The organism is Arachnia propionica (assembly GCF_900637725.1).
GTDB classification, from domain to species: domain Bacteria; phylum Actinomycetota; class Actinomycetes; order Propionibacteriales; family Propionibacteriaceae; genus Arachnia; species Arachnia propionica.
The window spans coordinates 1,550,646-1,576,389 of the sequence record NZ_LR134406.1 but is presented as its reverse complement, the minus strand read 5'-3'; the positions used below and the strand labels follow the sequence as shown (position 1 = coordinate 1,576,389).

Below are 25,744 nucleotides of genomic sequence, written 5' to 3'. Positions count from 1 at the left end.
CATTCGGTGAATCGCGTTCAGGGACGTTCCCCAAGCCCAATCGGCGGGGAACAAGAACCGCTTCCCCGGCGAAGTCAGCCCCGGGAGCGGAACGCTTCTCGGATGTCGGTGGCGCCGTCGACGTATTCGAGAGTCCTGCCAATGGTTTCACCCATTTCGAGAGCGGCTTGGATGGTCAACGCTACGTTTCCCCTGGAGACCGTTCTCCCCGCCGATTCGCGGAGCGGGGCGAGGTCGATGGTTCCGGTTGGTTTCTCGAGGGTGAGGGTGGCGGGACCGAGAATCGTCCAGTCGAGCCCGGAGGAACGCAGATGAGCGTCCGCCGCAGCCTTGGCCTGAGCGTAGGCGTGGAAGGGAGCATCCTGGGAAATGCCGTGGTCCGGGCCCGCCCCGAAGTAGGAAACCATGACGTATCGCCGCACACCCGCTCGGAGCGCGGCGCCCATGCTGCGAATCGCCGCGTCCCGGTCGACCGCGTAGGTGCGTCCGGGATTCCCTCCCCCGGCCCCGGCCGACCACACCACCGCGTCCTTCCCCTCGAAGGCCCGCACCAGGTCATCCTCCAACGCGGTTTCCACGTCCAGCACGAGCGGTTTCCCGCCTGCCGCTTCGATGTCATGCTCGTGTTCCGGATTGCGGATCACGCCCGTCACCGAGTGTCCCGCCTCCCGGAGCAGGGGCATGGTCAGCAGGGAGACCTTCCCGTGTCCCCCGATGATGATGTGGTCGGCCATCTCGTTGACTCCTTCCAACGGTGGTCAGCGTCCGGCACGGAGGTCACCTGTCCGCGGAGTTCCGCGGACAGGTGATGGTTGCTCTACCGCGACTCTTTCTTCCCGGATTTGCTCGATTCGTCATCCTGGGTCTTGGCCCGATCCAGGGCACGCTTCCTGGCCTTTTCGGAACGCTCGGCGATGCGCTGGGCATTCTGTTCATCCCGGGTCAGGTTGCGGCCGGATTCAGGGTCGAAGACCATCATGTTCTCCGGCATGAAGTAGAGCCTGGCCTCCTCGCCCTCCAGGATCTGGGACCTGGGGTCGAGGTTGACGACGAACTGGGTGCGCATGCCCTCGCCGTCGAGGTCCCGGTCCAGTTCCTCCAGGGTGCTTTGCACCGAGGGATCGGACTGGAACGGAATGTAGGCGTACTGCTCGTTGCCGAGCCATTCGGTGACGTCGACGACCGAGTTGAAGACCACGGCTCCGGCGGGAGGCGTGGCCACCTCGGCGTCCTTGATGTGCTCGGGCCGCAACCCGACGATGACGACCTTCTTGCCGGCCAAGTCCTGGCGGGCGCTGTCCGGAATGGGAACGGTGGCCATAGGAAGTTCCAGGTGATCCCCCTGGACCGTGGCGGGCAGGAAGTTCATCGGAGGCGACCCGATGAAGCCTGCAACGAACAGGTTCACCGGTTCTTCGTACAGTTCCCGCGGGGAGGCGCACTGCTGCAGCACCCCGCGTTTCAGTACCGCGACCCTGTCACCCAGCGTCATGGCCTCGGTCTGGTCGTGGGTGACGTAGATGGTGGTGATGCCCAGCCGGCGCTGCAACCGGGAGATCTCCGTGCGCATCTGGCCGCGCAGCTTGGCGTCGAGGTTGCTCAACGGCTCGTCGAAGAGGAACGCGTCGGCCTCCCGGACGATCGCACGCCCCATAGCGACACGCTGCCGTTGGCCGCCCGACAGGTTGGCCGGTTTGCGTTCCAGGTGTTCCGTCAGCTCCAGCATCTCGGCTGCTTGATCCACCCGGCGGCGGATCTCCTGTTCCGGGAGCTTGTTGCGGTTGAGGCGCAGCGGGAATGCGATGTTCTCCCGGACGGTCAGGTGAGGGTAAAGGGCGTAGTTCTGAAAGACCATGGCCAGGTTGCGGTCCTTGGGGGCCAGGTCGTTCACGGTCTTCCCGTCGATCAAAAGGTTCCCGGAGGTGATGTCCTCCAGCCCGACGACCATGCGCAGGGTCGTCGACTTGCCGCAGCCGGACGGGCCGACGAAGATCATGAACTCGCCGTCCGCGATGTCCAGGTTGATGTCGTTGACGGCCTTGAAACCGTCCCCGTACTCCTTGACGATGTTCTTGAGGGTGATTTGGGCCATAACTTTCTGCTCCTTGTCGAGGTCAGCCCTTGACTGCGCCAGAGGTGAGGCCGGAGACGATCCGGCGCTGGAAGATGAGGACGAGCACAACCACGGGCACCGTCACGACGACGCCCGCGGCGCAGATGGCGCCGGTGGGTGACTCGAACTGGCTGGCGCCGGTGAAGAAGGCCAGCGCCGCCGGGACGGTGCGCGCCTTGTCGCTGGTTAGCGAGATCGCGAAGACGAAATCGTTCCAGGCCGTGAAGAACACGATGATCGCGGTGGTGAACACCCCGGGTGCCGCCAGGGGCACGATCACCTTGCGGAACGCCTCCCAGCTGCTCGCGCCGTCAACCTGGGCGGCCTGTTCCATCTCCCAGGGAATCTGCTGGAAGAAAGCGGACAGGGTCCAGATCGACAGCGGCAGCGTCAACACCAGGTAGGGCAGGATCAGGCCCGGGATGGTGTCGAACAGGTGGACCTGACGCCACAGGTCGAACAGCGGGGTGACCAACGAGATCACGGGAAAGAACGAAACCGTTAGCGCGGTGCCGAGGATGAGTCGCTTGCCCGGGAAATCGAGCCTGGCGATGGCGTAGGCACAGAAGGTCGCGAGGATCACGGCGATGAGCGTCGCGATGAGCGTCACCAGAATCGAGTTGAACAGTGCGGGGAGGAACAGGTCCCTGGCCCCGCCGGTGAAGATCAGCTCGTAGTTCTCGAAGGTGGGGTGCACAGCCCAGAAATTGCCGTCGGCACGGTCTGCACTCGGTTTGAGCGACAGGTTGACGATCCAGATCAGCGGGATGATCGTGTAGACGATGATCGCTATGGTTGCGACGATCTGCCAGAACTTCTGGCCAGCGGTGAGTTCACGAGTCATGTCCGCTCACTTCCTTCCCCGGGCGAGGTCCACACGGAAGCCCTTGACGAAGATCACTGCGATGATGACCACGCACAGGAACAGCAGCACCGATACGGCGGAGCCGAGGCCCACCTCCGTGCGCGAGATGGTTTGGTTGTAGGCAACCAGGGACAGCGAGGCTGTGTCGTGGCTGCCCGCGGTCATGATGAAGATGTTGTCGAAGATGCGGAAGGCGTCGAGGGTGCGGAACAACAGCGCGACCATGATCGCCGACTTCATGTTGGGCAGCACGACGCGCCGCATCCGCTCGCCCCACGTGGCGCCGTCGACGATCGCCGCCTCCTCCATGGCCGAGTCGATCTGGGTGAGGCCCGCCAGCAGCAGCAGCGACATGAAGGGTGTGGTCTTCCAGATCTCGGAGACGCAGATCGGGACCATGGAGGTCCAGAACCCACCGAACCAGTCGAATTTCTCGGGGAATGCCCCGAAGCTCAGGCTGTGCAGCAGGGGATCGACGAATCCGGTGTCGGTGGCGAAGGCGTAGAACCAGGAGAACGCCGAGACCACGGTGATGATCGAGTACGGGATCAGCACGACGGTGCGCAGCAGCCCGCGGCCGAGGATGATCTTGGCCATTGCCAGGGCGATCAGGAACCCGAGGACGAGCTCAACCACCACCGTGACGATAGTGATGAACGCAGTGGTTCCAAACGCCTGCCACCAGAGCGGGTCGCGCAGGATGATCAGGTAGTTCTCCAAGAACACGAACTTCTGCGCTCCTGGATCGGTGAGACGGTGTTTGAACAGGGAACTGTAGACGGCCTGGAGGATCGGGTAGAAGGTCACCAGGACCATGATCACGAAGGCGGGACCGGCGAGTTTCCAACCGAGCCTGCGCTCCTCCCTGGCGCGATCCGATATGTGTGACCCGCCGGAACTTGACTTGCTCACAACAACGCCTCCCCCCTGAGAACCTTCATGATCAGGTCCGTGGACTGTTTCGGCGTGGTCGCCGGGTCCACCGAGTCGGGCGGCGACCAGGTGCGCTGGACCGCCGTCGACAGATCCCCGTAGTAGGCGGTGCGGGGCCGCTGAACCGCGGCGTTGAGCGACTCCCTGATGGCGTCGGCCATCGGGAACTGTTCGCGGATCTCGGCATCATCGAAGACCGCAGCCCTGGAAGCCGGGTTACCGGTGCCCAGCATGTAGTCCTTCTGGTGCTGCTCGCTGGTGATGCACTTGATCGCTTTCCAGGCCAGGTCCTGCTTCTGGGAGGCCGCGTTCACCCCGAGCTCGATCCCACCGAACGGCGGTGCAGATTTCTTGTCCGCGTCCACCCGGGGATAGGTGGTCCAGGCGACGTCGTCGATGAAGGAGACGCCGTTGGCCTTCATGGCAGCGTAGACGTAGGGCCAGTTCAGCATGAATCCCGAGCTGTCCTCGGCCTGGAACATGTTGAGCGACATGGTCTCGTCCATCGACGACATGGCGGGTCCGACGACCCCGGAGTGGGAGAGCTTAGAGATCAGGGCCGCTGCCCGCTGGCCGGCCGGGGTGTCGAACCCCAGTTTGGTGTCCGCGGCGGCGGCGCCCTCGTTCTCGACGATCTTCCCGCCGGCTCCCGAAACCAGCGCGTTGACGAGGACGGTGTATCCCTCGTAGCGCTTGCCCTGCACCGCGATGTCCTTGCCGGTTGCCTTGGCGGCATCCATCAGCTGGTCGAAGGTGACCGGCTGGGTCATGTCGAGCCCGGCCTGCTGGGCCACGGATTTGCGGTACCACAGCAGCTGGGTGTTGGCCCAGAACGGTGCAGCGACCAGCTTGTCCTTCCACTTGGATGCGTCCAGCGAGCCCTTCACCCGGTCCGCGGTGAAGTCCTGTGTGTACTGTTCGGGGACGTCCACCAGGTAATTGGCCTCGGCGAATTCCGGCACGACCACCGGGTCCAGGCTCATGATGTCGACCCCGGTGTCGTGGGCCGCCAGCCGCCGGATGAGCTGTTGACGCTGGTCCGACGCATCGTTGGGTAGTTGCTCCACCCTGATGGTGTACTCGCCGCCGGAGGCCGCGCTGCACTCGGCCGCCAGCTGAGCCTGCCCGCCGCCGGTCGCGGAGGATCCACCGCCGTCTGGGTTGATGAACCATGTCAGCGTCGTTCCGCCCCCCGATCCTGACGAGCACGCCGCCAACCCCGGGGCAATCAGAGCAGCGGTCGCCAGAAATGCGACTGCCCTAGTTTTGAACCTCATCGTTCTCCTCACGAACTGCAAAGTTCTCTCTGCCTTGAAACTGCGTGTTCTCGCCACCCTAGAGGAAATCCGGGTCGCGTGGGGGAAAATCCGAACTTTGGCACGTTCTCGCGTGCTCGGCGGACGGGCCGCACGTGGCACCGGAGATGAGGAACGCTCCACTCGGTGAGGTCTCACCCGGTGAGACGCAGAAAATAAGCTCCCCGGACTGGACTCGAACCAGTAACCCTTCGATTAACAGTCGAATGCTCTGCCAATTGAGCTACCAGGGATCGTCGCGGCCTGCTGGCCACGCGGAGAGACTTTAGCAGGGTCTCCCCGGGAACGCCAATCAGCTCGGCTGGAGCATGGTGGCGCTCTCCACGCCCGTCAGCACGAGGTGATCGACGCGGTTGAAGCAGCGCAATTCCGTGTCATCGCCGGGGAACAACCGGAACCACGAGACCGAGGTGTTGTCGAGGGCGAACCAGCTCGAGGTCTCCCCCACGATCTGGCCGGAACGCCGCGTCAGCTCGGAGGGACAGAACAGGGCGGTTGCGAGCAGGGAACCGATGGCCCCGTGACTGACGAGCACCACGCAGTCATCGGGGCCGAAGTCCCGGCGCAGCCACGTCACCAAGTTCTTGGCCCGCTCGATGGCCTGGCCGCGGGTCTCGAACGGTCCCTTCCACCAGCCCTCCTCCGTGACATCGTCCGGCAGCACGATCCGGGGGGAGACCTCCTGTAGCACCGAGCGGGGCGACCCCGGATGGTGGCGGTGCTCCATGATCGGGCCGACGAACGGCCCGCTGCGTTCCATCAGATCGGCCCTGACCGCCACGTCCATGCCGAGGCTCTCCGCCAGGGGAGCCGCCGTCTCCAAGGCCCGCATGAACGGCGAGGAGAACAACTGGGTCGGGTGGGGGGCGAACCCCGGGAACCAGTCGGCCAGCGCCCCGGCCTGGGTTCTTCCGAGTTCGGTCAGCCCGGGATCGGGCACCCTGAGCGTCTCATCGCGTTTCTCCGCCCAGGTCCTGTTGTTGGTGGATTCGGCGTGTCTGATGAAGATGATGTCCACGAGGGAAGAACCTACCGTTCAGAGTCCGTATTCGGATCGCAACCGGTCGGTCTCGGCCACCACGAAGGCCGCCGTCCCGGGGTCCTCCAGGCTGGCCCCACCGCTGGCGCTGGCCAGCCAGGTCACGTCCCCGTCCAGGAGGTTGCGGCGGGCGATGATCTGCACGGCCCCGCGCGGCAGGTCGTGGTTGACGGTCATCACCGTCGATGCGAGCACCCGTTCCCGGAAAATCGACAGCAACTCCCCCGGGGAGTCGAGCACGCATTCGAGGCATTCCCCACCGGCTTCCCAGAACAGCACGGAGTCCTCCTCCCGCCACCCCCCGCGAAGCACCTCATCCCATCCCCAGCCCCGCCACCGGCCGTCGAGCCGGGCCACGAGCATGCCCGTGGTGGCCACCACCACTACTCCCCCCGGTCCCCCGGCCCACCCGAGCATGCGGCCCCGGGCTCCGGTCACTTTCTCCACCTCCGGGCGATGGGACATGTGACGTGTTCGGTTCGGCATGCACCAATTGTGCCCGCGATGCGGGGATGTGTTTACCCGGGTCCGCCGGGTGTTGTCACTTCTCCCCGAGGTGTTGGCAATCCTCCCCGAAGCTCTGGCCCCGTTGCTCGTGCGGTGGCAGCGTTCCGGTCATGAACACCACGAAACTCGTTCTCTCGGCCCCGCTGCTGTGCGCCGAGGAGGAGAAGGACCTGGCCAGGAGGATCGAGGCGGGGCTCTACGCCGAGCACCTGATCGCCACCGGCGACCACCGCCACCCCCACGACGCGCTGAGACGCGTGGTCAAAGGCGGTGCCCGGGCCGGGGAGATCCTCTTCCGGACGAATCTCCGGCTCGTGATGAAACTGGCTGGCCGGGTCGCGAATCGCACAGGCCTGCCCCTCGACGACCTGTTCCAGGAAGGTTGCCTGGCGTTGGGTGATGCCATCCGGCACTTCGATCACGGGCGCGGCACACGTTTCAGCACCCTCGCCCACGAATACGTTTCACGGGCCCTGGGGCGTGCCGTGCGCACCCGGTGCGGAAGGCTGGACATGGTGAGGCCCGCCGACGGCAGGCGCAGCCCGGTGCGGTTCACGGAGCTGGACCAGGCACCGGCTCATCTTCTGGCCTGCGACGGCGGTTTCGACGAGGTCGAGTCCTCCTCCATGGATTTTCTGGACCTGCTGGGTGTTGGCGGGTTGGTGCTGAGGCTTCGCTTCGGGATCGGAACCGCAAGCCACACCCGCGACCAGGCGGGAGCCGCGCTCGGAATGTCGGCGACGAGCGTCAAACGCATCGAGGAACGTGCCCTGGCCGAGGCGCGTCAACTGTTGAACGCGGAACGCTGCCGGATAGAGGTCATCAGGAGAGGCTCTGTTCCAGGAGCCGTTTGCGGCGCAGCTCGAGCCCGGTCAGTTCCTCGAACATCGCCTTGTGCTGTTCCGGTTCCTTGACGGGATCGGTCCGCTGGAGCCTGGATTTCAGCCCGGTTATCCGCCGGGATAGGTCCGCCAGCTGAAGCCGGTTCGTGTGGGCCAGGGAGTAGCTCTCGTCCGCCTGCCGCAGGAGGGGTTCTACCAGCAGCATGACGAGCAGTTGGAGCACCAGTTCGTTCGGGCAGCCTCGCCGCAGCTCCTCCGTCCAGCCGTCCCCCGGTTCGGTTGCGGAGATCACCCGGAACACCGCGGCGTAGCCGGGGTGGGAGAACTGCTCGGGTCGAACCGAGTTCCAGGCCTGATCGAAGGTGAACGGATACTGGAGCATCAGCTTCAGGGTGTCGCGTTCCAGTCGCAGCGCAGGATCGTCCGGGTCCGGCCAGTCCGCATCGGCCCTGCCGGAGCGCGGGTTCGCGTCCCGGCCGGGGCTGCCGCCCGGGGTGCGGCGGGACCGGTTCGCGGCCTCCCTGCGCACGTCCTCCAGGTCCATGCCGAGCATGTCGGCCAGTTCCCTCAGGTACTGGTTCACCAAGGAACGGTCACGGATCGCACCCAGCAGCCCGGCGGCCTCACGGAGCGCCCCCAGCCGCCCGTCAGCGCGTTCCAGGTCGTAGCCCTTCAGGACGTTGGACATCACGAACCGGTACAGCGGTATCCGTCTGCCGACGAGTTCCCGGACCGCGGCCTCCCCGTCGCGCTGCCAGAGGTCGCAGGGATCGAGGCCCGATGGTTCGACCGCGACATAGGTCTGGACCATGAAGTTGTGGTCCCCCTGGAACACCTTCAACGCAGCCTTCTGGCCCGCCGCGTCGCCGTCGAAGGTGAAGACCACCTCACCGTGCAGCCCGTCGTGGGTGCCGAGGAGGCGCTGGAGCATGCGGGCGTGGTCGTCGCCGAAGGCGGTGCCGCAGCTGGCCACGGCGGTGTCGACCCCGGACAGGTGGGCGGCCATCACGTCGGTGTAGCCCTCGACCACCACCGCCTGCGCGCGTTTCCCGATGGCCCTGCGGGCCAGGTCCAGGCCGTAGAGCACGTGGGATTTCTTGTAGACGGGGGTTTCGGGAGTGTTGATGTACTTGGCGGGCAGCCGGTCGTCGTCGAAGATCCGGCGGCCGCCGAAACCCAGCACTGAGCTGGCCGAGTCGCGGATCGGCCACAGCAACCTTCCGGAGAAGAAGTCACGGCCGCCGTCACGCACGAGTCCCGCGGCCCTCAGCGTGGCCTCTTCGAAGCCCTGCGAGGTGAGCGCCTGCCTGAGTGCATGTCCGCCACGGGGGGCGTAGCCGAGCACGAACTGTTCCGCAACGGCCCGGTCGAAGCCCCGCTGGTCGAGGAACTGGCGCGCCGTCACGGCCTCCGGGGAGGCCAGTTGAGTGGCGAAGAACTCCTGGGCGGCGGCGTTCGCCTCGAGGATGCGTTTACGCTGTCCCGGCGGCTGGCCGGGTCCCTGACCGTCGTCGGTGATCCTCAGGATGATCCCGGCACGATCCGCGAGGGTCTGCACGGCCTCGGTGAAACTGAGGTTCTGCTGGCGTTGCAGGAAGGTGATGACGTCACCGCCCTCACCGCACCCGAAACAGTAGAAGAAACCACGCGACGGGGTGACGGTGAAACTCGGGGTCTTCTCGTCGTGGAACGGGCACAGCCCCTTCCATGACCCACCGCCCGCGGAGCGCAGGGCAACGTAGTCGCGAACCACGTCATCTATCCGGCAGCGCTCCCGAACCAGTGCGATGTCCTCGTCGTTGATCCGCCCTGCCATGGCGGGAAGTGTAGTGCGGGTTCACAACCAGCCGCGTTCGGTGGCGATCCGTGCCGCCTCCACCCGGTTGGCCGCGCCCGTCTTGCCGATGGCGTTGGAGAGGTGGTTGCGCACCGTCCCCGGGGACAGGAACAGTTTCCGGGCCAGCTTCGCGACGGGTTCCCCGTCCCGGGCCAGGCGCAACACCTCCTGTTCCCTGGCGGTCAGGGGGTTGGGGCCGCTGAACAGCAGGTCGTTGGCGAGCTGCGGATCCACGGTGCGAAGACCCGCGTGGGCGCGCCGCACCGCCTCCGCGAGCCGCGCTGCCGGGGTGGTTTTCACCACGAAACCGACGGCCCCCGCGTCCAGTGCGCGTCTCAGGTAGCCGGGGCGGTCGAAGGTGGTCACCATCACCACCCGCACCTCGGGAAGCTGATCCCGGACCTGCCGGGCCGCTTCCACGCCGTCGACACCGGGCATCTGGATGTCCAACAGACACACATCGGCCCCGGATTCCCGGGCCGCGGCAACCACCTCGTCGCCCCGCCCGGCCTGGGCAACCACCTCGATGTCGGGTTCGAGGTCGAGCAGCGCCCCCATGGCTCCGCGGACGAGAGCCTGGTCGTCGGCGAGCAGCACCTTGATCACCACATAACCACCACCTCGAAACCCCCGAGCGGGGATGCGCCGCAGCGTAATTCACCGCCGGCGGCGGCCACTCGCTCCCGCATCCCGGTGAGGCCGTTGCCCTCTCCCCCCGCGTATCCGTCGCCGTCGTCGGCCACCGAGAACCTGCCGGGGGCGAAGGAGATCTCGACGCGTGTGGCGTGCGCGTGCCGCAGCACATTGGTGGCGGCCTCCCTCAGCACCCAGCCGAGCACGAGTCCGATGGGCCCGGTGGTCTCGTCCGAATCCCCCGTGACGGCGACCTCGAGACCGCCCGAGAGCAGCACGCCGCGGACGCCGTCGAGTTCCTCCTCGATGGTTCGCCCGCGGTGGTCGGTGACGCTGCGTCGCAGTTCCTCCTGGGCCTCGCCCAGGAAGATCCGGGTCCGGGCCAGTTCGACCCGGGCACGTTCCGGGTCGGAGTCGAACAGGCGTTCCGCCAGCTGAAGCTGGAGGTTCGCCACGGTCAGGGAGTGCCCGAGCAGGTCGTGGACGTCGCGGGCCATCCGTTCTCGCTGCTCCAGGGCGGCACGCCGCCGGTTCTGTTCGGAGATGACGATCCCGCTCTCGATCGTCTTCACGGTGAGCAAGCCGAGAACGGCGACGAGCGCGGTGATGAGCATGTTGACGCTGTTGCCGGCATCTGGTTCGTTCATCAGAGCCAGAACCAGGAAACCGGAACCGACCAGCACGACAACGGCGGGCAGGCGTACCGGGGGCCACAGGCCGTAGCTGGCGAAGGTGACCAGGAAGGGCAGCAGGCTGATCGCGTCAAGGCCGATGGCCCAGCAGAGCACACCCATCACCGCCAGCACGAAACCGCCCCGCAGCAGCTGCCAGCGCCTGCCAGCCGCGTCGAGCCGGCTCCCCAGGTCTCGGAAACCCGCGAGGTAGACGGGAACGAAGAGGACCAACGCGAGCAGGCCCACGAGGCAGCGGACCCGGTCCTCCAGCGCCAGCAGGGAGTGCACCGGGAAAATGAGGCACACCAGCCAGACGGAGGCGATCAGGACCCCGACGCGGGGGCCCTTGACCGCCTCCAGCAGCCAGTTCCTGAAACGTTTCACTGGCGCTTCCTGGAGCGTCTCTGGCCGAGCACCGCCAACCCGGAGAAGACCAGCAGCCAGGCGAGATAGTTGGCGACCAGCAGCCAGATCGAGTCGGTCTGAAGCGGATCGGTCTGCTGGATCTCACCCTCGACTTGCGGGTACCTCACGAGGCTAACATAGCCGTACATGGGGGTGAACCTGGCAATGTCGAGCATCGCGCCGGTGAGGGGCATGAACATGTTCCCGAGGAAGGCCAGGAAAACCACGGTTCCCGACGCCACGCCGGCGGCGCTCTCGGATTTGAGCAGCAATCCCATCGCCAGCCCGTAGACCCCGAACAGCCCCGCACCGAGGATGCCGATGGCCCAGGAAGCCACCCAGACCCACCAGGCATCGGCCTTGGCGCCGGTGAGGGCCCCGACGATGAACACCAGGCTGGAGGAAAGGGCCCCGAGCACGAGGGCGACCGCGACCTTGTTCGCGACGAAACCCAGCGGCTGCTGCTTGGTCAGGGCCAGCTGGCGGCCCCAGCCCAGCATCGACTCGGTGGCCGCCGTGGCGGCGATGGCGGTGGCGGCGATGACGGCACCGTATGCCCCCATGGACGACATGACGTAGAACCCGACCGTGCCCCGGCCCCACTGGACATCGGAGTACTGGGCCCTGCCGAACAGCAGGTACATGAACACCGGCATGGCGAAGGTGAACAGCAGGTTGGTGACGTCCCGGAAACAACGGACCAGGTCAATGCGGATGTAGGTGAGATTCACGTTGATCACCTCGTCTCCGTGAGGGCGAGGAAGGCGTCCTCCAGGCTGGGGGCGACCACCTCCAGGTCGTGGGCACCCCGCTGCAACAGGGCCAGCGCCAAGGCATCGGCATCGGGAACCATCACGCTGAGACGGGATCCTTCCAGAGTGGCGTTCCTGCCGAGGAGTGGCCGGAGTTCCGCCACCAGGGCATCCGCACGATCCACCGGCAGCAGGGCGGTGACACGGCGGTGGCTGGTCAGGGCACGGATCTGATCGACCGTACCGTCGGCGATGATGTTGCCCTTTGCGATGAGCACGATCCGGTCGGCGAAGTTCTGCGCCTCCTCCAGGTAGTGGGTGGCGAACACGATGGTGCGGCCCCTTTCCGCCTGCTGGTGCATGGCTTCCCAGAAGTCGCGCCGGGCGGTGACGTCGAGTCCCGCGGTGGGTTCGTCGAGGATCAGCACCTGGGGGTCGGTGAGCAGGGCCAGGGCGAACTTGATCCGTTGCTGTTCCCCGCCGGAGCAGCGGGAGACGCGTCTCGGGGCGATCTTCTCCAGCCCGGCAACCGACATCACCGCCCCGATCCGGGAGGTGGCATCCTGCAGGGCGGCGATCGCCCGGATGGTCTCGCCGACGCTCATGTCACGCAGCAGACCCCCCGTCTGCAGCACCGCCCCGACCATTCCCCGCCGGATGGCCTCCCGGGGTTTCAGGTCGCAGACCCGAGCCGTTCCCGAGGTGGGGCCGGTCAGCCCCAGCACCATGTCGAGGGTGGTGGTTTTCCCGGCCCCGTTGGGACCGAGGAAGGCGACGACCTCCCCCGGCTCTATGACCACGTCGATTCCGGACACGGCCTCGACGAGGCCGCTGGGGCTGCGGAAGGTCTTTCGCAGCTGCTGCAATTCAATGGCGTTCATGTACTCAGGATCACAACCGGCCAGGCCCCGGACCCGGGGCGGCAATCACGATTCCGGCATGACAAATATCACGCCCGGTCCTGCGAACAGGGGTTCAGGCTCCCCGCCCGATACCCTTGGGCAGCAGCGCCCGGTCCCAGCCGAGCAGGCGTTCTGCGTGGTCAAAGGCGAACCGATCGGTCATTCCCCCGACGTAGGTCACGGCCCCGCGCACAGCGTTCTCGGTGCGGTACTCGGCGGGCAGCTGCTCGGGGTGTTCCAAGAAGTACTCGACCAGCCCGCGCAGTACCTCCACCACCGTGCGGGACTGCGCCACCGACTCGGGGCGGGTGTAGATGCGTTCGTAGTTGAAACGGCGGAGCTCACCCAGGGCCTCGGCGGTCAGCGGGTCCATGCCGACGGTGCCGGTGGCCATGGTGGTCTCGATCACGGCCCCGATGAACCGTGCCAGCTGGACGCGACGCGCAGTGCCGACAACCTCGGTAACCACCCGGGGCATGTCGGCGGCAGTGACGATCCCCGCCGCGATGGCATCCTCCAGGTCATGGGCGCAGTAAGCGATCCGGTCGGCCCAGCTGACGAGCTCCCCCTCCAGGGTGGCAGGTGCGGGCCGCGACCAGGAGTGGTTGCGGATGCCGTCGAGAGTCTGGGAGGTCAGGTTCAGGCCCTTGAGTACCACGTCGGCGCCCCACGGGCCGTGGTCGTAGCCCCCCGGCAGGAAGGCGTCGAAGGCGTCCTCTGAGGCGTGGCCGCCGGGCCCGTGCCCGCAGTCGTGGCCGAGCGCCATGGCATCGGTGAGGGCCGGATTCGCCCCAATCCCGCGGGCCATGGCGACGGCGCACTGCGCCACCTCGATGGCGTGGGTCAGCCGGGTGCGCTGGTGGTCGGTGGGATGCACGACCACCTGGGTCTTGCCCGCCAGCCTCCGGAACGAGGCGGAGTGGACGATGCGGTCCCGGTCACGTTCGAAGCAGGTGCGGAACTCGCAGGGCTCCTCCTCACGTTCCCTCTGCCCCGCACCTGATGCGAAGGTTGCGGCCGGGTTCAGACTGAGTCTTTCCAACTCCTCCCGTTCCTCCCTGCGTCTGGGCGGGTAGGGCGTCACCCGGGCTGCGGAGTCGCGGTGGGCCACCACCACGTCGTCGCCGTGACCGTGCATGGTCCTGGCCCATTCGCGGGCTCTGGGAAGCGGTTCGTTCATCGGGGAAAGCCTACGAGATGGGGAAAATCACGGCAGCGGGCCGCGTTCGAGGTCGTGAGCGAGCAGAACGGCGTGTACTCGATCCCTGACACCCAGTTTGGCGAAGATGGTGTTGATGTAGGACTTGACGGTGCTGGGAGCCAGATGGAGCCCGGAGCTGATCTCGGAGTTCGTGAGACCCCGGGCGATCGCGTCGAACACGTCCCGCTCGCGGGGCGTGAGCACCGCCAGTACCTGTTCCCGTTTCCCGGTGGCTGGTTCATCGATGCGCTGCAGGTAGTGGTCGATGAGTTGTCTGGTGAGACGCGGGTCCACCACAGCGGTGCCCGAGTACACGATCCGCACCGCATCGACCAGCCCTTCTGGTTGGGTGCTCTTCAAGAGGAATGCGCTGGCCCCGGAGCGCAAACTGCCGAACGCGTATTCATCGAGGTCGAAGGTGGTCAGCACTATGACCCGTGTCCCGGGTAGGTCCCGGGTGATGATGCCCGTGGCCTCGATTCCGCCGATGCCGGGCATTCTGACGTCCATCAAAACGACATCCGGCCGGTGTTTACGGGCCAAGGAGATGGCCTGTTCACCGTTCCCGGCCTCGGCGACAACATGAATGTCATCCGCGGATTCGAGGATCAATGCCTGGCCTGCCCGCTGCAGCGGCTGGTCATCGGCGATGAGGACCCTGATGGTGTTCGTCTCCTCGGAGTGGGTCATGTTTCGCTCTCCTGACGCAGCGGAATTCTGGCGTGGGTCCGCCAGCCCCCACCCCTGAGAGGACCGGCTTCGCTGGTGCCTCCGAAAGCCGCGGCGCGTTCACGGATGCCGGTGAGGCCAACTCCCCCTCCAATGGATGGGGACGGGGCCGCAGGTCGTCCATTGTCGGTGACCGTCACGTCGATGGCCTCCGGCCCGGTGTCTATTCTCACCCGCACCTCGGTGGCGTCCTGCGCATAACGCAAGGCGTTGGTCAATGCCTCTTTCACCATGCGGTGGATCGTGGTCTCGAGAGCGGGATCGTTCATCTCGACGGGGCCGCTGCGCGACAGGGTCACCGGTAGGCCCGCTGCCCTAAACGTCCGGGCGAGTTCGTCCAAGGATTCAACGTTGTGTCCGGAGGTCTCCAACGCGGCATCGAGCTCCGCGTCCTCGGTGCGCAGGATGCGGAGAATGCGCTGCATCTCGTGCAGCGCCGTCACGCCCACCTCGTTCAGGTTTTCAAGGGCGTCACGTGCCCGCTCAGGATGTTTCTCCCACGCGACCCTGGCCCCACCGGCAAGAGCGAGCATGACCGTCACCGAATGGGCCACCACGTCATGCATCTCGGCGGTGATCCGGGAACGTTCTGTGAGGGCCGCGTGCTCGACGCGCTGCCGGATGAGCTCGGTGAGGGATTCACGGCGTTCCCGCCGCGCCCGTATGAGGAATCCTGCGGCGAGAACGGCCAGGCCCAGAGGATCGAGAATGCTGGGTGAGAACCGTGAACCGCCGCCTAGCATCACGAGCGTCCCGGTGAGGAAAGCCGCACCGACGGTCATTGTGTATCCCATGAGAGCCATGCCCGCGCCCTGGTTCGCCGCCACCATGTACAGGGCGAATGCCTGGGGCAGCCTCTGCTGGGCAAGGCCGGGGAGGAACGGCGTCGCGACAACCGCTGCCGTTGTCGTCGCCACGAGCACGGCGAAGGGATGTCGGCGACGCTGGATCAGGACTGCCGCAAAGATCACGAAGATTTGGCCAGCCCACCCGGCTGGTTCCCCACCGAACAGCAGCACCGCTTCCTGGAGACCCGCGCAGGCGAGAACTACCATCCAGTCCGTGGCGCGCGGATGGGTTCGCATCCAGCGCACGAAAGCGGTTTCCGCCAACAACGATTCGGGCGGGAGGCAACGATGACCGACCACGTTGCCCGCCCCTCCCGGGTCACACATCGTGATGGCGGGACACCGCCGGAACCGCTAGGCCTGGAATCGTCATGATCTTTCTCCCTGATCAACACCCGTGTGCTTCCGTGTTCGAGGTTACGAACAGACCGCGAGCCGAGGACACCAACCACGGTTGGGGATCCGTCCGCTCCACTGCCCACCCGGGTTGGTGTTCCCGGCACCATTGTGGCGCCTACCGTCGATGTCCGGAATCAATCACCCGAGATGTGTAGCGGGACGAGGAAGGAGAGCCCATGGCCCCGGAAACGAGCGGGCATGTTCTTTTCGCGGAGAAGGTCACCAAACGCTACGGGCGAACGGTCGCTCTGTCCGGCGTATCTGTGGGCGTCGAACGTGACGAGGCCGTCGCGATCATGGGACCGAGCGGCTCCGGGAAAAGCACTCTGTTGCACGTCCTCGCTGGCATTCTCATTCCTGATGAGGGCCGGGTTGTGCTTCGACTCGTCTCAGGCAACGACGCCAGATCCTGCACGGAGGACATCACTGCGCTCTCGGGAGAGGCCCGTTCCGGTCTTCGTCTGCGTCATTTCGGTTTCGTGTTCCAGCAGGGTTTCCTGTTGCCAGAACTCACCGCGAACGAGAACGTCATCCTGCCCCTGTTGCTGTCCGGAGTCGCCCGTGCCGAGGCCGGCAGGAGAGCGGAAGAGGTCTTGCGACGGTTCGGAATCGGTGAGCTCGGGATGCGCAGGATCGGTCAGCTGTCGGGCGGTCAGGCACAGCGGGTGGCGATTGCCCGTGCGCTCGTCCACGAACCACAGGTGCTCTTCGCGGACGAACCGACGGGGGCGCTCGACTCACGTACCGCCGACGACGTGCTGGAACACTTGCTCGCCCCAGCAGGCAGAGCAGGGCATGCCGTGATCCTGGTCACCCATGACGAACGGGTCGCGTCCCGGTGCGACCGCACGATACGGCTCCGGGACGGGCGCATCGTGGAGGGTGCGGAATCGTGAATCCCGCCGTGCTGTGGCTGCTGCTCCGCCCGAGGTCCTTGTCTGGCGGGCATGCGGCGCTCCAGGTGGTGGGTTCCGCGGTGACAACGGTGCTGGCCTTCGCCACCGCGATTCTCGCCACCAGGTTCTGGAGCATCACCGCGGCCGATGGTGGTTACCGCGTCCTCGCCGTGGTGCTCCTCGGGCTGCTTCTCATGCCGCTTGTGACCTTGGGCACATCTTCCGCCCGGCTCTCGGCGCGCAGCCGTGACGACCGGCTCTCCACGCTCCGGCTCCTCGGGCTCTCGGCCCGCCGTGTCAGAAACCTGGCGGTGGCCGAGAGCACCCTCGTCCAAAGCATCGGGGTGCTGCTCGGTTTTGTCGCGTCCTTGCCGCTGCCGCTGCTTGTCTCCTTGCTTCCGGTGCAGGGGCGCGCCGCTTCACCGGAGGACCTGCGGCTGCCTGCCTGGGCAGGTATCGCAATCGTGGTCCTGGTGGTTGCGATGGCCGCCATCAGCTCGCTGCTAGGGCTACGAAAAGTGGTGCTCTCGCCGCTCGGCGTCCGTACCCGCGCCAACGCGCCCGGACTGAGCCGGTTTCGGATCGTCATCGCACCGGTCGTTCTCGCAGGCAGCGTGACATTGCTCCAGTTCGCCTCCCCCAGCTGGGGAGTGACCGGAATCACGATGGCCTTGGGCGGCGCCGTACTGGCCGTGATGGGAATACTCGGTGTCGCCGGGCCATTCGTGTTGATGACGATCGCCCGAAAACGCTCAGGAACCACCTCGGACGCCGCAACCCTGGTGGCTTCCCGCCGGAACACCGGCGATCCCCGGGCGGCTTGGCGTGAGGTGGCGGGAATTGCGCTGACCAGTTTCGTCCTCGTCCCGGCCGGTTCGCTGCTTGGTTTCCTCCACGCCGTCGCGAACGGCCCGTCCGTGCTCTCCATGGAGCAGATCGTGTTCATCACTGACACGCGGTTCATGCTCATCGCGCTCGTCGTCGTTTCCTTCGTGGTCGCCGCATGCCAGACAGCCACCACGCAAGCCGCCTCGCTGCTGGAGAATCGCGAATTGTACATCGCCCTCGACCGCATCGGCGCGCCCCGCGCCGTCATGAACCGGGCTCGTTACCGGCAGGTCCACGCCCCTGTTCTGGTGGCGGTGATCGGCTCCGCCCTGGCTGCTTCGGCTCTCGGGTTCGCGCTGGTTGTGGTGGCGATCACCAACTCGCCCGTTTTCGTCGCCGTCACTGCTGCGATTCTCGCTCTCGGCACAGGAGTCATCCGGTTGGGTGTCGTGGCCACGGCCCCCGTTCTTCGTTCACTGCTCGAAGGCCCGCAGCGTGGGGAATGATGTGCGGAGGAACACCCCGGCCGCCGGTCGCGTCACCTGTTCGGGTCGGCTGCTCTTTCTCGCTCATCGGAAGTGGGCGCCCCGGGGGCATGCTGAAAACAGGGCTCAGCGTTCGTCGAGGGGTAGCCATTTCGTGAGTTCGTTGCCGGTGTAGAGCTGGCGTGGCCTGCAGATGCGCTGGGCGGGATCGTCGTTGACCTCCTTCCAGTGGGCGATCCATCCCGCGGTACGCCCGATGGCGAACAGCACCGTGAACATGTCGAGGGGAATCCCGATGGCCCGCAGGATGATGCCCGAGTAGAAGTCGACGTTGGGGTAGAGCCGTCGCTCCGCGAAGTAGTCGTCGGCCAGCGCCGCCTCCTCAACCTCCCGGGCGATGTCGAGCAGCGGGTCGTCGATGTTCATCGACTCCAGGAGGTCGTGAGCGGCTTTCTTGAGGATCCTCGCGCGCGGATCGAAGTTGCGGTAGACGCGATGCCCGAATCCCATGAGCCGGATCCCGGATTTCCGGTCCTTGGCCTTGGCCAGGTAGGAACCCACCGACATGCCCTCGTTGCGGATCTGCTCCAGCATCTCGATCACACCCATGTTCGCCCCGCCGTGCAGCGGTCCCCAGAGGGCCGTGACCCCCGCGGAAACGGCGGTGAACAGGTTCGCGCCGCTGGATGCGACCATCCGCACCGTGGAGGTTGAGCAGTTCTGTTCGTGATCGGCATGGAGGACGAAGAACATGTTCAGCGCGTGGGCCGCCTCGGGGGTGACCTCGTAGTCCCGGTAGGGCACGGTGAACATCATGTGGAGGAAGTTCTCCGCGTACGGCAGGTCGTAGCGTGGATAGGCGATGGGCTGGCCGATGTGGCTCTTGTAGGAGGCCGCCGCGATGGTGCGGGTCTTGGCCAGAAGCAGCGCCGCGGCCCTGCGGAACCCGGCCTCCCCCGTGATGTGGATCTCGGGAAGGTCGTAGGCCTGGATGGCGTTGATCATCGCCGAGAGGATCGCCATGGGGTGGGCGTCGACGGGAAAACCGTCGAAGTGTTTGCGCATGTCGCGGTGAAGGGCGGAGTTCTCGGTCAGCAGCTGGCGGAACTCGTCTCGCTCGTCGTCGTCGGGAAGGTCACCGAAGATCAGCAGTTCCGCCACCTCGATGAAGGAGGAGCGGGAGGCGAGGTCCTCGATGGGGACCCCGCGGTATCGCAGGATGCCGCGTTCACCGTCGATGAAGGTGATGGCCGAGCTGCAGGAGCCGGTGTTGCTGTAGGCGTCGTCGAGGGTGATCAGGCCGGTGGTGGAACGCAACCTCGAGATGTCCACCGCCCTCTCCCCCTCGGTTCCGGTGACGAGGGGCAGCTCGTGGGGGATACCATCTACGATCAGGGTCACGGTATCGGACATCGTGGCTCCTTCGTTTCTCAGGGATTCGGTCACCATATCCGGGCTGTGTGACGCCCCTGTTACGAAACGGCTAAGGAAGTCGGTCTACCCCCCGCTGACGCCATCCTCCGCGTCGGAGAGGTCGAGCTGGCAGCCACTGGTGTCAGCGTACCAGCCGTGGGGGAGGACGACCTTGCCCCTGGGACCGCCCTGCCGGCCCCTCGGGGTGCCGAGTTCCCGGACCGGGAAGGGCTGGTCGGCGTCGAGAAGGCCGACCAGCGTGCGCAGCTCGTCGAGCGAGGTGACCATGGCGAATCGCCGCCTGAGTTCCCCGACGGGGTATCCCTTGAAATACCAGGCCATGTGCTTGCGCAGATCCACCACCCCACGTTCCCCTCTCAGGACGGTAAGCAGCTCGGCATGACGGATGATCATGGCGCCGACCTCCCCGAGCGTGGGCCGGGCGCGCCGGGGTTCCCCGGCGAAGGCGGCCGCCAGGTCGCCGAACAGCCACGGCCTGCCGAGGCAGCCGCGTCCGATGACCACCCCGTCGCAACCGGTTTCGGTCATCATCCGCAACGCGTCCTCGGCCTCCCACAGATCACCGTTACCCAGCACGGGAATGCCCACTGATCGTTTGAGTTCCGCGATCCGGGACCAGTCGGCCCTGCCGGAGTAGGCCTGCTGCACGGTCCGGGCGTGCAGCGCGATGGCGGCGGCCCCTTCCTCCTCGGCGATGGAACCTGCGTCGAGGAAGGTTTCATGGGCCTCGTCGATGCCGATCCGGGTCTTGACCGTTACGGGAACCCCGAACTCGTCGGCGGCCCGCACCGCGGCACGAATGATGGCGCGCAGCCGGTCGCGTTTGTAGGGCAACACCCCTCCCCCGCCCTTCCGGGTGACCTTGGGAACGGGGCAGCCGAAATTGAGGTCGATGTGGTGGACGCCGTGCTCGGTGATCAGGATCCTCGCCGCCCGGGCCACGATCTTGGGGTCCACGCCGTAGAGCTGCACCGAACGGATGGTCTCGCTCGGGTCGAAGGCCAGCATGGAATGGGTCTTGTGATCGCCGGCGACGATTCCCCGCGATGTCATCATCTCGCAGACGTACAGCCCGGCCCCCTGCTCCAGGCAGAGCGCCCGGTAGGCGGCATTCGTTATCCCTGCCATCGGGGCCAGCACCACCGGGAGCGCCACCACGACGGCGTCGCGTCGGCTGGGAGCGTGCAGGCGTAACGGCTCGGCCACTCGGTTCCCCTTCCATGTTTCGGACCGGGAGATTCTACGCGTGGTTGGATGGGGCCATGAATCCGCTGCTGACCGCCTCGACGCTGCCCTTCCAGATCCCCGACTACGCCAACCTGACCGATGCACAGTTCAAGGAGGCGATGGAGGTCGGCCTGATCGAGCAACGGACCGCCCTGGAGGCAATCGCCACAAACCCCGATGCGCCCGACATGGAAAACACCATCGCAGCCTGGGAACTCGGCTCGACGACACTGGAGCGCGCCGGTTCGGCGTTCTGGGTGGTGAAGGCGGCCGACACCAACGAGCAACGCGCCGCCGTCGAGACGGCGCTGGCCCCGAAACTGGCCGAGCACGGCAACGCAATCCTGCTGGACCGGCGCCTCTACGACCGCCTGGTGGCGCTCCGCGCCCGTGCCGAGGCGGCGGAGGTGAGCCTGGACGAGCAGGACCGTTACTGGCTGGAAGAGCACATCCGCGAGTTCGAACGTTCCGGGATCTCGCTCGACTCCGACACGCAGCAGCGCCTGCGAGAACTGAACGTGGAACTTGCCGGGCTGTCCGTGGCATTCGAACAGGCCCTGGTGGAGGGCCGCAACGCCGCAGCGGTGCTGGTCACCGACCCCGCGGAACTGGCCGGGCTCGGCGAGGACGGGATCACCGCCGCCCGGCAGGCCGCCCAGGACCGTGGGCAGGAGGGTTGGCTGATCAAGCTGACCAACACCACGGGCCAGCCGGTGTTGGAGAACCTGACGAACCGTGACCTGCGCCGCCGCATCCTGGAGGCCTCCCTGGGGCGGGGTCTGGGGGGTGAACACGACACCCGGCAGCTGGTGCTGGGCATCGCGCGGCGCCGCGCCGAACGTGCCCGGCTCCTGGGCTACGAGCACCACGCGGCCTGGGTGGCGGCCGACGGCTGCGCTCGCACCACCGAGGCCGTTCTCGACCTGCTCAAACGGGTGGCTCCGGGAGCCGTTGAACTCGCCGGCCGCGAGGCCGCCGAGCTGCAGAAAGCCTTGGAGCGGGACATCCCGGGGGCGAGACTCGCCGCCTGGGACTGGGAGCACTACGCCGCGAAACAGTCAGCCGCCGAGGCCGTCGACCCGGCCCTGCTGCGTCCCTACCTGGAGTATCACCGGGTGCTGCACGAGGGCGTCTTCGCCGCCGCGACCGCTCTCTACGGCATCACCTTCCACGCTCGGCCCGATCTACGCGGTTTCACCCCGGACTCCGAGGTGTACGAGGTCCGCGAGGCCGACGGCACCCCGCTGGGTGCGGTGATCCTCGATCCGTTCACCCGGCCCACCAAGCGTGGCGGGGCGTGGATGACCTCGGTGGTGGATCAGTCGGACCTGACCGGTTCCCTTCCCGTGGTGACGAACACCTGCAATTTCACCCGCCCCGCCGAGGGTGCGGCCTGCCTGCTGACCTGGGACAACGTGATCACGATGTTCCACGAGTTCGGCCATGCCCTCCACGGCCTGCTCTCCGAGGTCAGGTACCCATCGCGCGCCGGAACCGCGGTTCCCCGCGACTTCGTAGAGTTCCCCTCGCAGGTCAACGAGTTGTGGGCGTGGGACGAGACCCTGATCTCCCGGTTCGCGGTCCATCACGAAACCGGTGAGCCGTTGCCGGCCGGACTGGTGGCGAGGCTGCGGGCCTCCAGGTCCGCGGGCGAGGGGCACCACACCCTGGAACTGGTGGCCGCGATGCTGCTGGACCAGGCCTGGCACACCACCGTCCTGGAGGAGCTGCCCACCTCCGTGGAGGAATTGGAGTCCTTCGAGGCCGCGGCGCTGGAACGGGCCGGGGTCGCCCACGAGCTGGTCCCCCCGCGTTACCGTTCCTGCTATTTCAGCCACGTCTTCGGCGGCGGCTACGCGGCCGCCTACTACGGATACCTGTGGGCCGAGGTCATGGACGCCGATGCCTGCGCATGGTTCGCGGACAACGGTGGCCTGTGCCGGAGTGCCGGCGAACGCTTCCGCCGCGAGTTGCTGGGGCGCGGCGGAAGCATCGAGCCCATGCAGGCGTGGCGCAATTTCCGCCGGGCGGACCCCGACGTGTCGCACCTGCTGCGCCGCAAGGGACTACCCGTCGAGCAGCGGTGAACAGCATGGCGGGCCGGGGCTGATGTGGGGGCCGGGGAATACCGGGGCGTGATCCGCGGCGCCCGCATTCGCCGGTGTCGCGTTCAAGGAGTCCGTCCGCGGTCTGGTCACGAACTGGTGCGCCGTGAACGCGCGGCCCTTGCCGTGAGCAGGGGTCGGCCGCCAGCGCGGAAGCCAGATCATTGCGTCCCTGCGGGCGTCCGCTCAAGGGGTTTCGCTGATGGAACTGGTCTGGCACGGCCCGGTCAACTGGACCGCCGCGTCGCGGACCTCATCGCTGATGGCCCGGACCATCGCGCCGGGGGAAGAACCAAATTCGATTGAAGCCTTCAGTACGCGAGACTCAGCCGGGTCGCGAGGGCCGCGGCTCCCCGCGCCCAGGCGTGGAAGTCCTGTTCCGCGATCACGAGTTCGGGTGGATCGATGTCCTCGAAGCGCCGTTCCGTCAGGACCTGGCGTACCCGGTCCATGCGGTTCTCGAAGTGGACGATGCCCTCACCGGTCAGGAGGATCCTCTCCGGTCCCCAGAACTGTTTGGCCAGCACCACCAGTTCGCCCAGGGCGGTGGCCGCGCGGTCCAGCACTGCCGAGACCGCGGGATCGTCGGTGAAACGCAGCTCCGCCAGGGCGACGTCCCGCCCCGCTGCTTCGCTGGCCGCCGCCCGGAGGGGTTCATCGGCCAGGACGTCGTGGAACTTCTGCCCCCACGTGGTCCACGCCTCCCCCACCATGCCGGTCGATCCCTGGTGCCCGACGAGCAGCTCATCGGCTATCACCGCCCCGGCCCCGACCCCCGCGCCGACCGTGATGACGGCGAAGTTGTGGGTGCGGCGCCCATGACCCACCCAGTGCTCGGCGAGTGTGAGGGCGTCGACGTCGTTGGCCGCCTTGCAGGGAAGCCCGCAGGTCTCGGTCACGAGCGCCGCCAGGTTGCCGTTCTCCCAGCCGAGCAGAGGCGAGGCACGCACCTCACCGAGCGGGTCCACCGCCGCCGCCAGTGCCACTCCGACCGCGCTGGGTTCGTGAGCGGAGAACTCCTCGACGATCCGGGCAACGGCCTCCGCGGTCGATTCGAGGGTGGATGTGTCCGCGGGGCGGACAGCCGTGGCCCGCACGTGACCGGCCAGCCCGGTGACCACCGCGTGCAGTTCCCCCGGTATCACCTTGACACCTACGAACCTCGCGGCGTCGTCGACCACCACCAGGGGAAGCGCGGGCCGTCCGAGCTGTTTCACCGGCACGGGTCTCTGCTCCTTGAGGATCCCCGCCGCGACGAGCGGCGTGGTCAACCTGGTCATCGAACCGGAACTCAGGCCGGTGCGTTGGGCGACGCCGACCCGGGCGATGGGGCCGTGGCGCAGAACCGTCTGCACCACTAGTCGCGACGTGGGATCGATGGAGTTGAGAATCACTGGCTGTTCCTTCTGGTGGTTGTCACTACGATGTTAGCGACAACAGCCGGTTGACTTGGTGGTTCACCTCAGTCAGGTGGCTCACGTCCTTCTGGCCGATGAAAACCGCCTCGAATCCGGGAGTGGTCAGGGCCGCCACGTCGGCAGCGTTCATGGTCACCGCCAGGTTCTGGGTGGTGCCCTCCTTCACGTGCGAGGTGAAGGCCGTGACATCCAGCCCGGATGCGTCGCGTACCTGGATGGAACGCTCCATCGCCTCGAACCTAGCGGGGAAGACCACCCCGGTGTCGGCGATCTTCATCTGGCATTCGGAGGAGCCCAGGTAGGCCGCCCATTTCCCCGCAGCCTCCTTGTCGTCGGCGAATCTGGTGACGGAGTCAGCCAGGCCGTTGAAGGGGCTCGAGCGATGTCCGGTGGGGCCGACGGGGGTGGGGGCGATCTTCAGGTCGATTCCGGGGATCGACGCGAAACTGGAGATCATCCAGGAGCCGTTCATGCCGAGCACGGCTTTGCCCTGGGCCACCTGCTGGTAGGAACCCGACTGTTTGCCGAAGGTTTCGTAGGAGGGCATGTAGCCCTTCTCCACCAGGCCGAAGTACCAGGCCATGGTCTTCTGGAAGCTGGGGTCGTCCAGGTTGAAGTGTGTGCCCCAGGGGTTCTTGTCGAGGGGTTCCCAGCCGATGGAGCCGGTGTAGGCACCCCACTGGGTCTGCCCGAGGTTCTCGCCCCCGGCCCCCTCCGAGGCGAGTCCGTAGACCGCGACGTTGTTCCTGTCGAATCCCGGTTCGTCGCCGCGGACACCGTTGGCGTCCACGCTCAGGTGGGCGATGATTTTCTCGAAACTGCCCCCGTCGTCGGGATTCCAGTTCATGTTCATCAGCTGTTCCCGGGTGACGCCGGCGGCGTCGGTGACCTTCTGGTCATAGAAGTAGGCGATGGTGTCCCAGTCCTTGGGGATTCCGTAGCGTTTGCCGTCACGTCCCTTCCAGAGACTCGCCAGGCCCCCTACGTAGTCGGAGTCTTTGACGTCGCGGGTTGCTTCGAGGTCGTCGAGCGGGACCAGGACCTCAAGGTCGACGAACTGTGCGTACTTGGTCAGGTGGTTGGTGAAAACATCGGGCGCCTGGTCCGCGATGAACCCGGCGGTCAGCTTGCCCCAGTAGTCATCCCAACCGTACTGGGTGATCCTGACCTTCAGTCCCGGGTTCGCCTCCTCGAAGGCGTCGGCGCAGGCCTGGTAGCCGGGTTGCTGGGTGGCGTCCCACAGCCAGTAGTCGATGACCCCGTCCGGACCACCGCCCTTCGCGGCGCAGCCGCCGGTGAGCAGTGTTCCCGCGGTCAGCAGGGACAGGACCGCTGCGGTTCGTTTCTTCATGGTGA

23 protein-coding genes and 1 tRNA gene are annotated in these 25,744 nt (G+C 66.5%); 4 read left to right on the top strand and 20 right to left on the bottom strand.

Going from position 1 to position 25,744, the window contains the following annotated elements; translation table 11 throughout:
* Nucleotides 1-74: 74 nt before the first annotated feature.
* The 8 genes from EL272_RS06945 to EL272_RS15270 all read right to left on the bottom strand — a co-directional run bounded on the left by EL272_RS06945 (nt 75) and on the right by EL272_RS15270 (nt 6,752).
* Nucleotides 75-734, bottom strand: coding sequence for an SDR family oxidoreductase (locus EL272_RS06945; protein WP_061787011.1), 660 nt, complete (start codon nt 732-734; stop codon nt 75-77).
* 83 nt (nt 735-817) lie between these two features.
* Complete coding sequence (locus tag EL272_RS06940; RefSeq protein WP_061787012.1) at nt 818-2,092, bottom strand: ABC transporter ATP-binding protein; 1,275 nt, start codon at nt 2,090-2,092, stop codon at nt 818-820.
* A gap of 22 nt (nt 2,093-2,114) precedes the next feature.
* A complete protein-coding gene (locus EL272_RS06935; RefSeq protein WP_014846502.1) occupies nt 2,115-2,957 on the bottom strand; it encodes a carbohydrate ABC transporter permease in 843 nt (280 codons plus the stop codon).
* 6 nt (nt 2,958-2,963) lie between these two features.
* Complete coding sequence (locus EL272_RS06930; protein ID WP_014846501.1) at nt 2,964-3,890, bottom strand: carbohydrate ABC transporter permease; 927 nt, start codon at nt 3,888-3,890, stop codon at nt 2,964-2,966.
* A complete protein-coding gene (locus EL272_RS06925) occupies nt 3,887-5,188 on the bottom strand; it encodes an extracellular solute-binding protein (protein WP_061787013.1) in 1,302 nt (433 codons plus the stop codon). The genes EL272_RS06930 and EL272_RS06925 overlap by 4 nt, the downstream gene beginning before the upstream one ends.
* A gap of 199 nt (nt 5,189-5,387) precedes the next feature.
* Nucleotides 5,388-5,460, bottom strand: a tRNA-Asn gene (locus EL272_RS06920).
* A gap of 59 nt (nt 5,461-5,519) precedes the next feature.
* Nucleotides 5,520-6,245 carry a histidine phosphatase family protein gene (locus EL272_RS06915; protein WP_061787014.1) on the bottom strand — a complete coding sequence of 242 codons (726 nt, stop codon included), beginning with the start codon at nt 6,243-6,245 and terminating at the stop codon, nt 5,520-5,522.
* 18 nt (nt 6,246-6,263) lie between these two features.
* Nucleotides 6,264-6,752, bottom strand: coding sequence for a hypothetical protein (locus EL272_RS15270; RefSeq protein WP_159424522.1), 489 nt, complete (start codon nt 6,750-6,752; stop codon nt 6,264-6,266).
* Nucleotides 6,753-6,883: 131 nt separating this feature from the next.
* Between EL272_RS15270 and EL272_RS06905 the strand changes: the two genes are divergently transcribed.
* Nucleotides 6,884-7,687 (top strand): sigma factor, encoded by an 804-nt coding sequence (locus EL272_RS06905; protein ID WP_051014976.1) that lies wholly within the window; start codon nt 6,884-6,886, stop codon nt 7,685-7,687.
* Here the strand turns inward: EL272_RS06905 and dnaG are convergent.
* The 8 genes from dnaG to EL272_RS06865 form a co-directional block, all read right to left on the bottom strand.
* Nucleotides 7,596-9,431 carry a DNA primase gene (gene dnaG / locus EL272_RS06900; RefSeq protein ID WP_061787016.1) on the bottom strand — a complete coding sequence of 612 codons (1,836 nt, stop codon included), beginning with the start codon at nt 9,429-9,431 and terminating at the stop codon, nt 7,596-7,598. The genes EL272_RS06905 and dnaG overlap by 92 nt on opposite strands.
* Before the next feature lie 21 nt (nt 9,432-9,452).
* Complete coding sequence (locus EL272_RS06895; RefSeq protein WP_073969945.1) at nt 9,453-10,061, bottom strand: response regulator transcription factor; 609 nt, start codon at nt 10,059-10,061, stop codon at nt 9,453-9,455.
* Nucleotides 10,055-11,143, bottom strand: coding sequence for a sensor histidine kinase (locus EL272_RS06890; RefSeq protein WP_061787017.1), 1,089 nt, complete (start codon nt 11,141-11,143; stop codon nt 10,055-10,057). Before EL272_RS06890 ends, EL272_RS06895 begins: the two co-directional genes overlap by 7 nt.
* Complete coding sequence (locus EL272_RS06885; protein WP_244926129.1) at nt 11,140-11,895, bottom strand: ABC transporter permease; 756 nt, start codon at nt 11,893-11,895, stop codon at nt 11,140-11,142. The genes EL272_RS06890 and EL272_RS06885 overlap by 4 nt, the downstream gene beginning before the upstream one ends.
* Before the next feature lie 5 nt (nt 11,896-11,900).
* Nucleotides 11,901-12,797, bottom strand: coding sequence for an ABC transporter ATP-binding protein (locus tag EL272_RS06880; protein WP_061787019.1), 897 nt, complete (start codon nt 12,795-12,797; stop codon nt 11,901-11,903).
* A 94-nt stretch (nt 12,798-12,891) separates the two neighbouring features.
* Nucleotides 12,892-13,998, bottom strand: a complete 1,107-nt coding sequence (locus EL272_RS06875) for an HD domain-containing protein (protein WP_061787020.1) — start codon at nt 13,996-13,998, stop codon at nt 12,892-12,894.
* A gap of 27 nt (nt 13,999-14,025) precedes the next feature.
* On the bottom strand, nt 14,026-14,709 hold the full coding sequence (locus EL272_RS06870; RefSeq protein WP_082793762.1) for a response regulator transcription factor: 684 nt from the start codon (nt 14,707-14,709) through the stop codon (nt 14,026-14,028).
* On the bottom strand, nt 14,706-15,923 hold the full coding sequence (locus EL272_RS06865) for a sensor histidine kinase (protein WP_082793763.1): 1,218 nt from the start codon (nt 15,921-15,923) through the stop codon (nt 14,706-14,708). Before EL272_RS06865 ends, EL272_RS06870 begins: the two co-directional genes overlap by 4 nt.
* 248 nt (nt 15,924-16,171) lie before the next feature.
* Here EL272_RS06865 and EL272_RS06860 point away from each other — a divergent pair, with 248 nt between their 5' ends.
* Together EL272_RS06860 and EL272_RS06855 are read left to right on the top strand one after the other, a co-directional pair.
* Nucleotides 16,172-16,891 carry an ABC transporter ATP-binding protein gene (locus EL272_RS06860; RefSeq protein ID WP_061787022.1) on the top strand — a complete coding sequence of 240 codons (720 nt, stop codon included), beginning with the start codon at nt 16,172-16,174 and terminating at the stop codon, nt 16,889-16,891.
* A complete protein-coding gene (locus EL272_RS06855) occupies nt 16,888-18,225 on the top strand; it encodes an FtsX-like permease family protein (protein ID WP_014846488.1) in 1,338 nt (445 codons plus the stop codon). Before EL272_RS06860 ends, EL272_RS06855 begins: the two co-directional genes overlap by 4 nt.
* A gap of 105 nt (nt 18,226-18,330) precedes the next feature.
* On the opposite strand, the gene EL272_RS06850 is transcribed toward EL272_RS06855, so the two are convergent.
* Together EL272_RS06850 and dusB are read right to left on the bottom strand one after the other, a co-directional pair.
* Nucleotides 18,331-19,617, bottom strand: coding sequence for a citrate synthase (locus EL272_RS06850; protein ID WP_041696405.1), 1,287 nt, complete (start codon nt 19,615-19,617; stop codon nt 18,331-18,333).
* 84 nt (nt 19,618-19,701) lie between these two features.
* A complete protein-coding gene (gene dusB / locus EL272_RS06845; RefSeq protein WP_014846486.1) occupies nt 19,702-20,844 on the bottom strand; it encodes a tRNA dihydrouridine synthase DusB in 1,143 nt (380 codons plus the stop codon).
* A gap of 56 nt (nt 20,845-20,900) precedes the next feature.
* On the opposite strand from dusB, the gene EL272_RS06840 reads away from it, so the two are divergent.
* On the top strand, nt 20,901-22,952 hold the full coding sequence (locus EL272_RS06840; protein WP_244926128.1) for a M3 family metallopeptidase: 2,052 nt from the start codon (nt 20,901-20,903) through the stop codon (nt 22,950-22,952).
* 329 nt (nt 22,953-23,281) lie between these two features.
* Here EL272_RS06840 and EL272_RS06835 read toward each other — a convergent pair whose 3' ends face one another.
* Nucleotides 23,282-24,364, bottom strand: a complete 1,083-nt coding sequence (locus tag EL272_RS06835) for an ROK family protein (protein ID WP_014846484.1) — start codon at nt 24,362-24,364, stop codon at nt 23,282-23,284.
* A gap of 25 nt (nt 24,365-24,389) precedes the next feature.
* Nucleotides 24,390-25,739 carry an ABC transporter substrate-binding protein gene (locus EL272_RS06830; RefSeq protein ID WP_061787024.1) on the bottom strand — a complete coding sequence of 450 codons (1,350 nt, stop codon included), beginning with the start codon at nt 25,737-25,739 and terminating at the stop codon, nt 24,390-24,392.
* Nucleotides 25,740-25,744 lie beyond the last annotated feature (5 nt).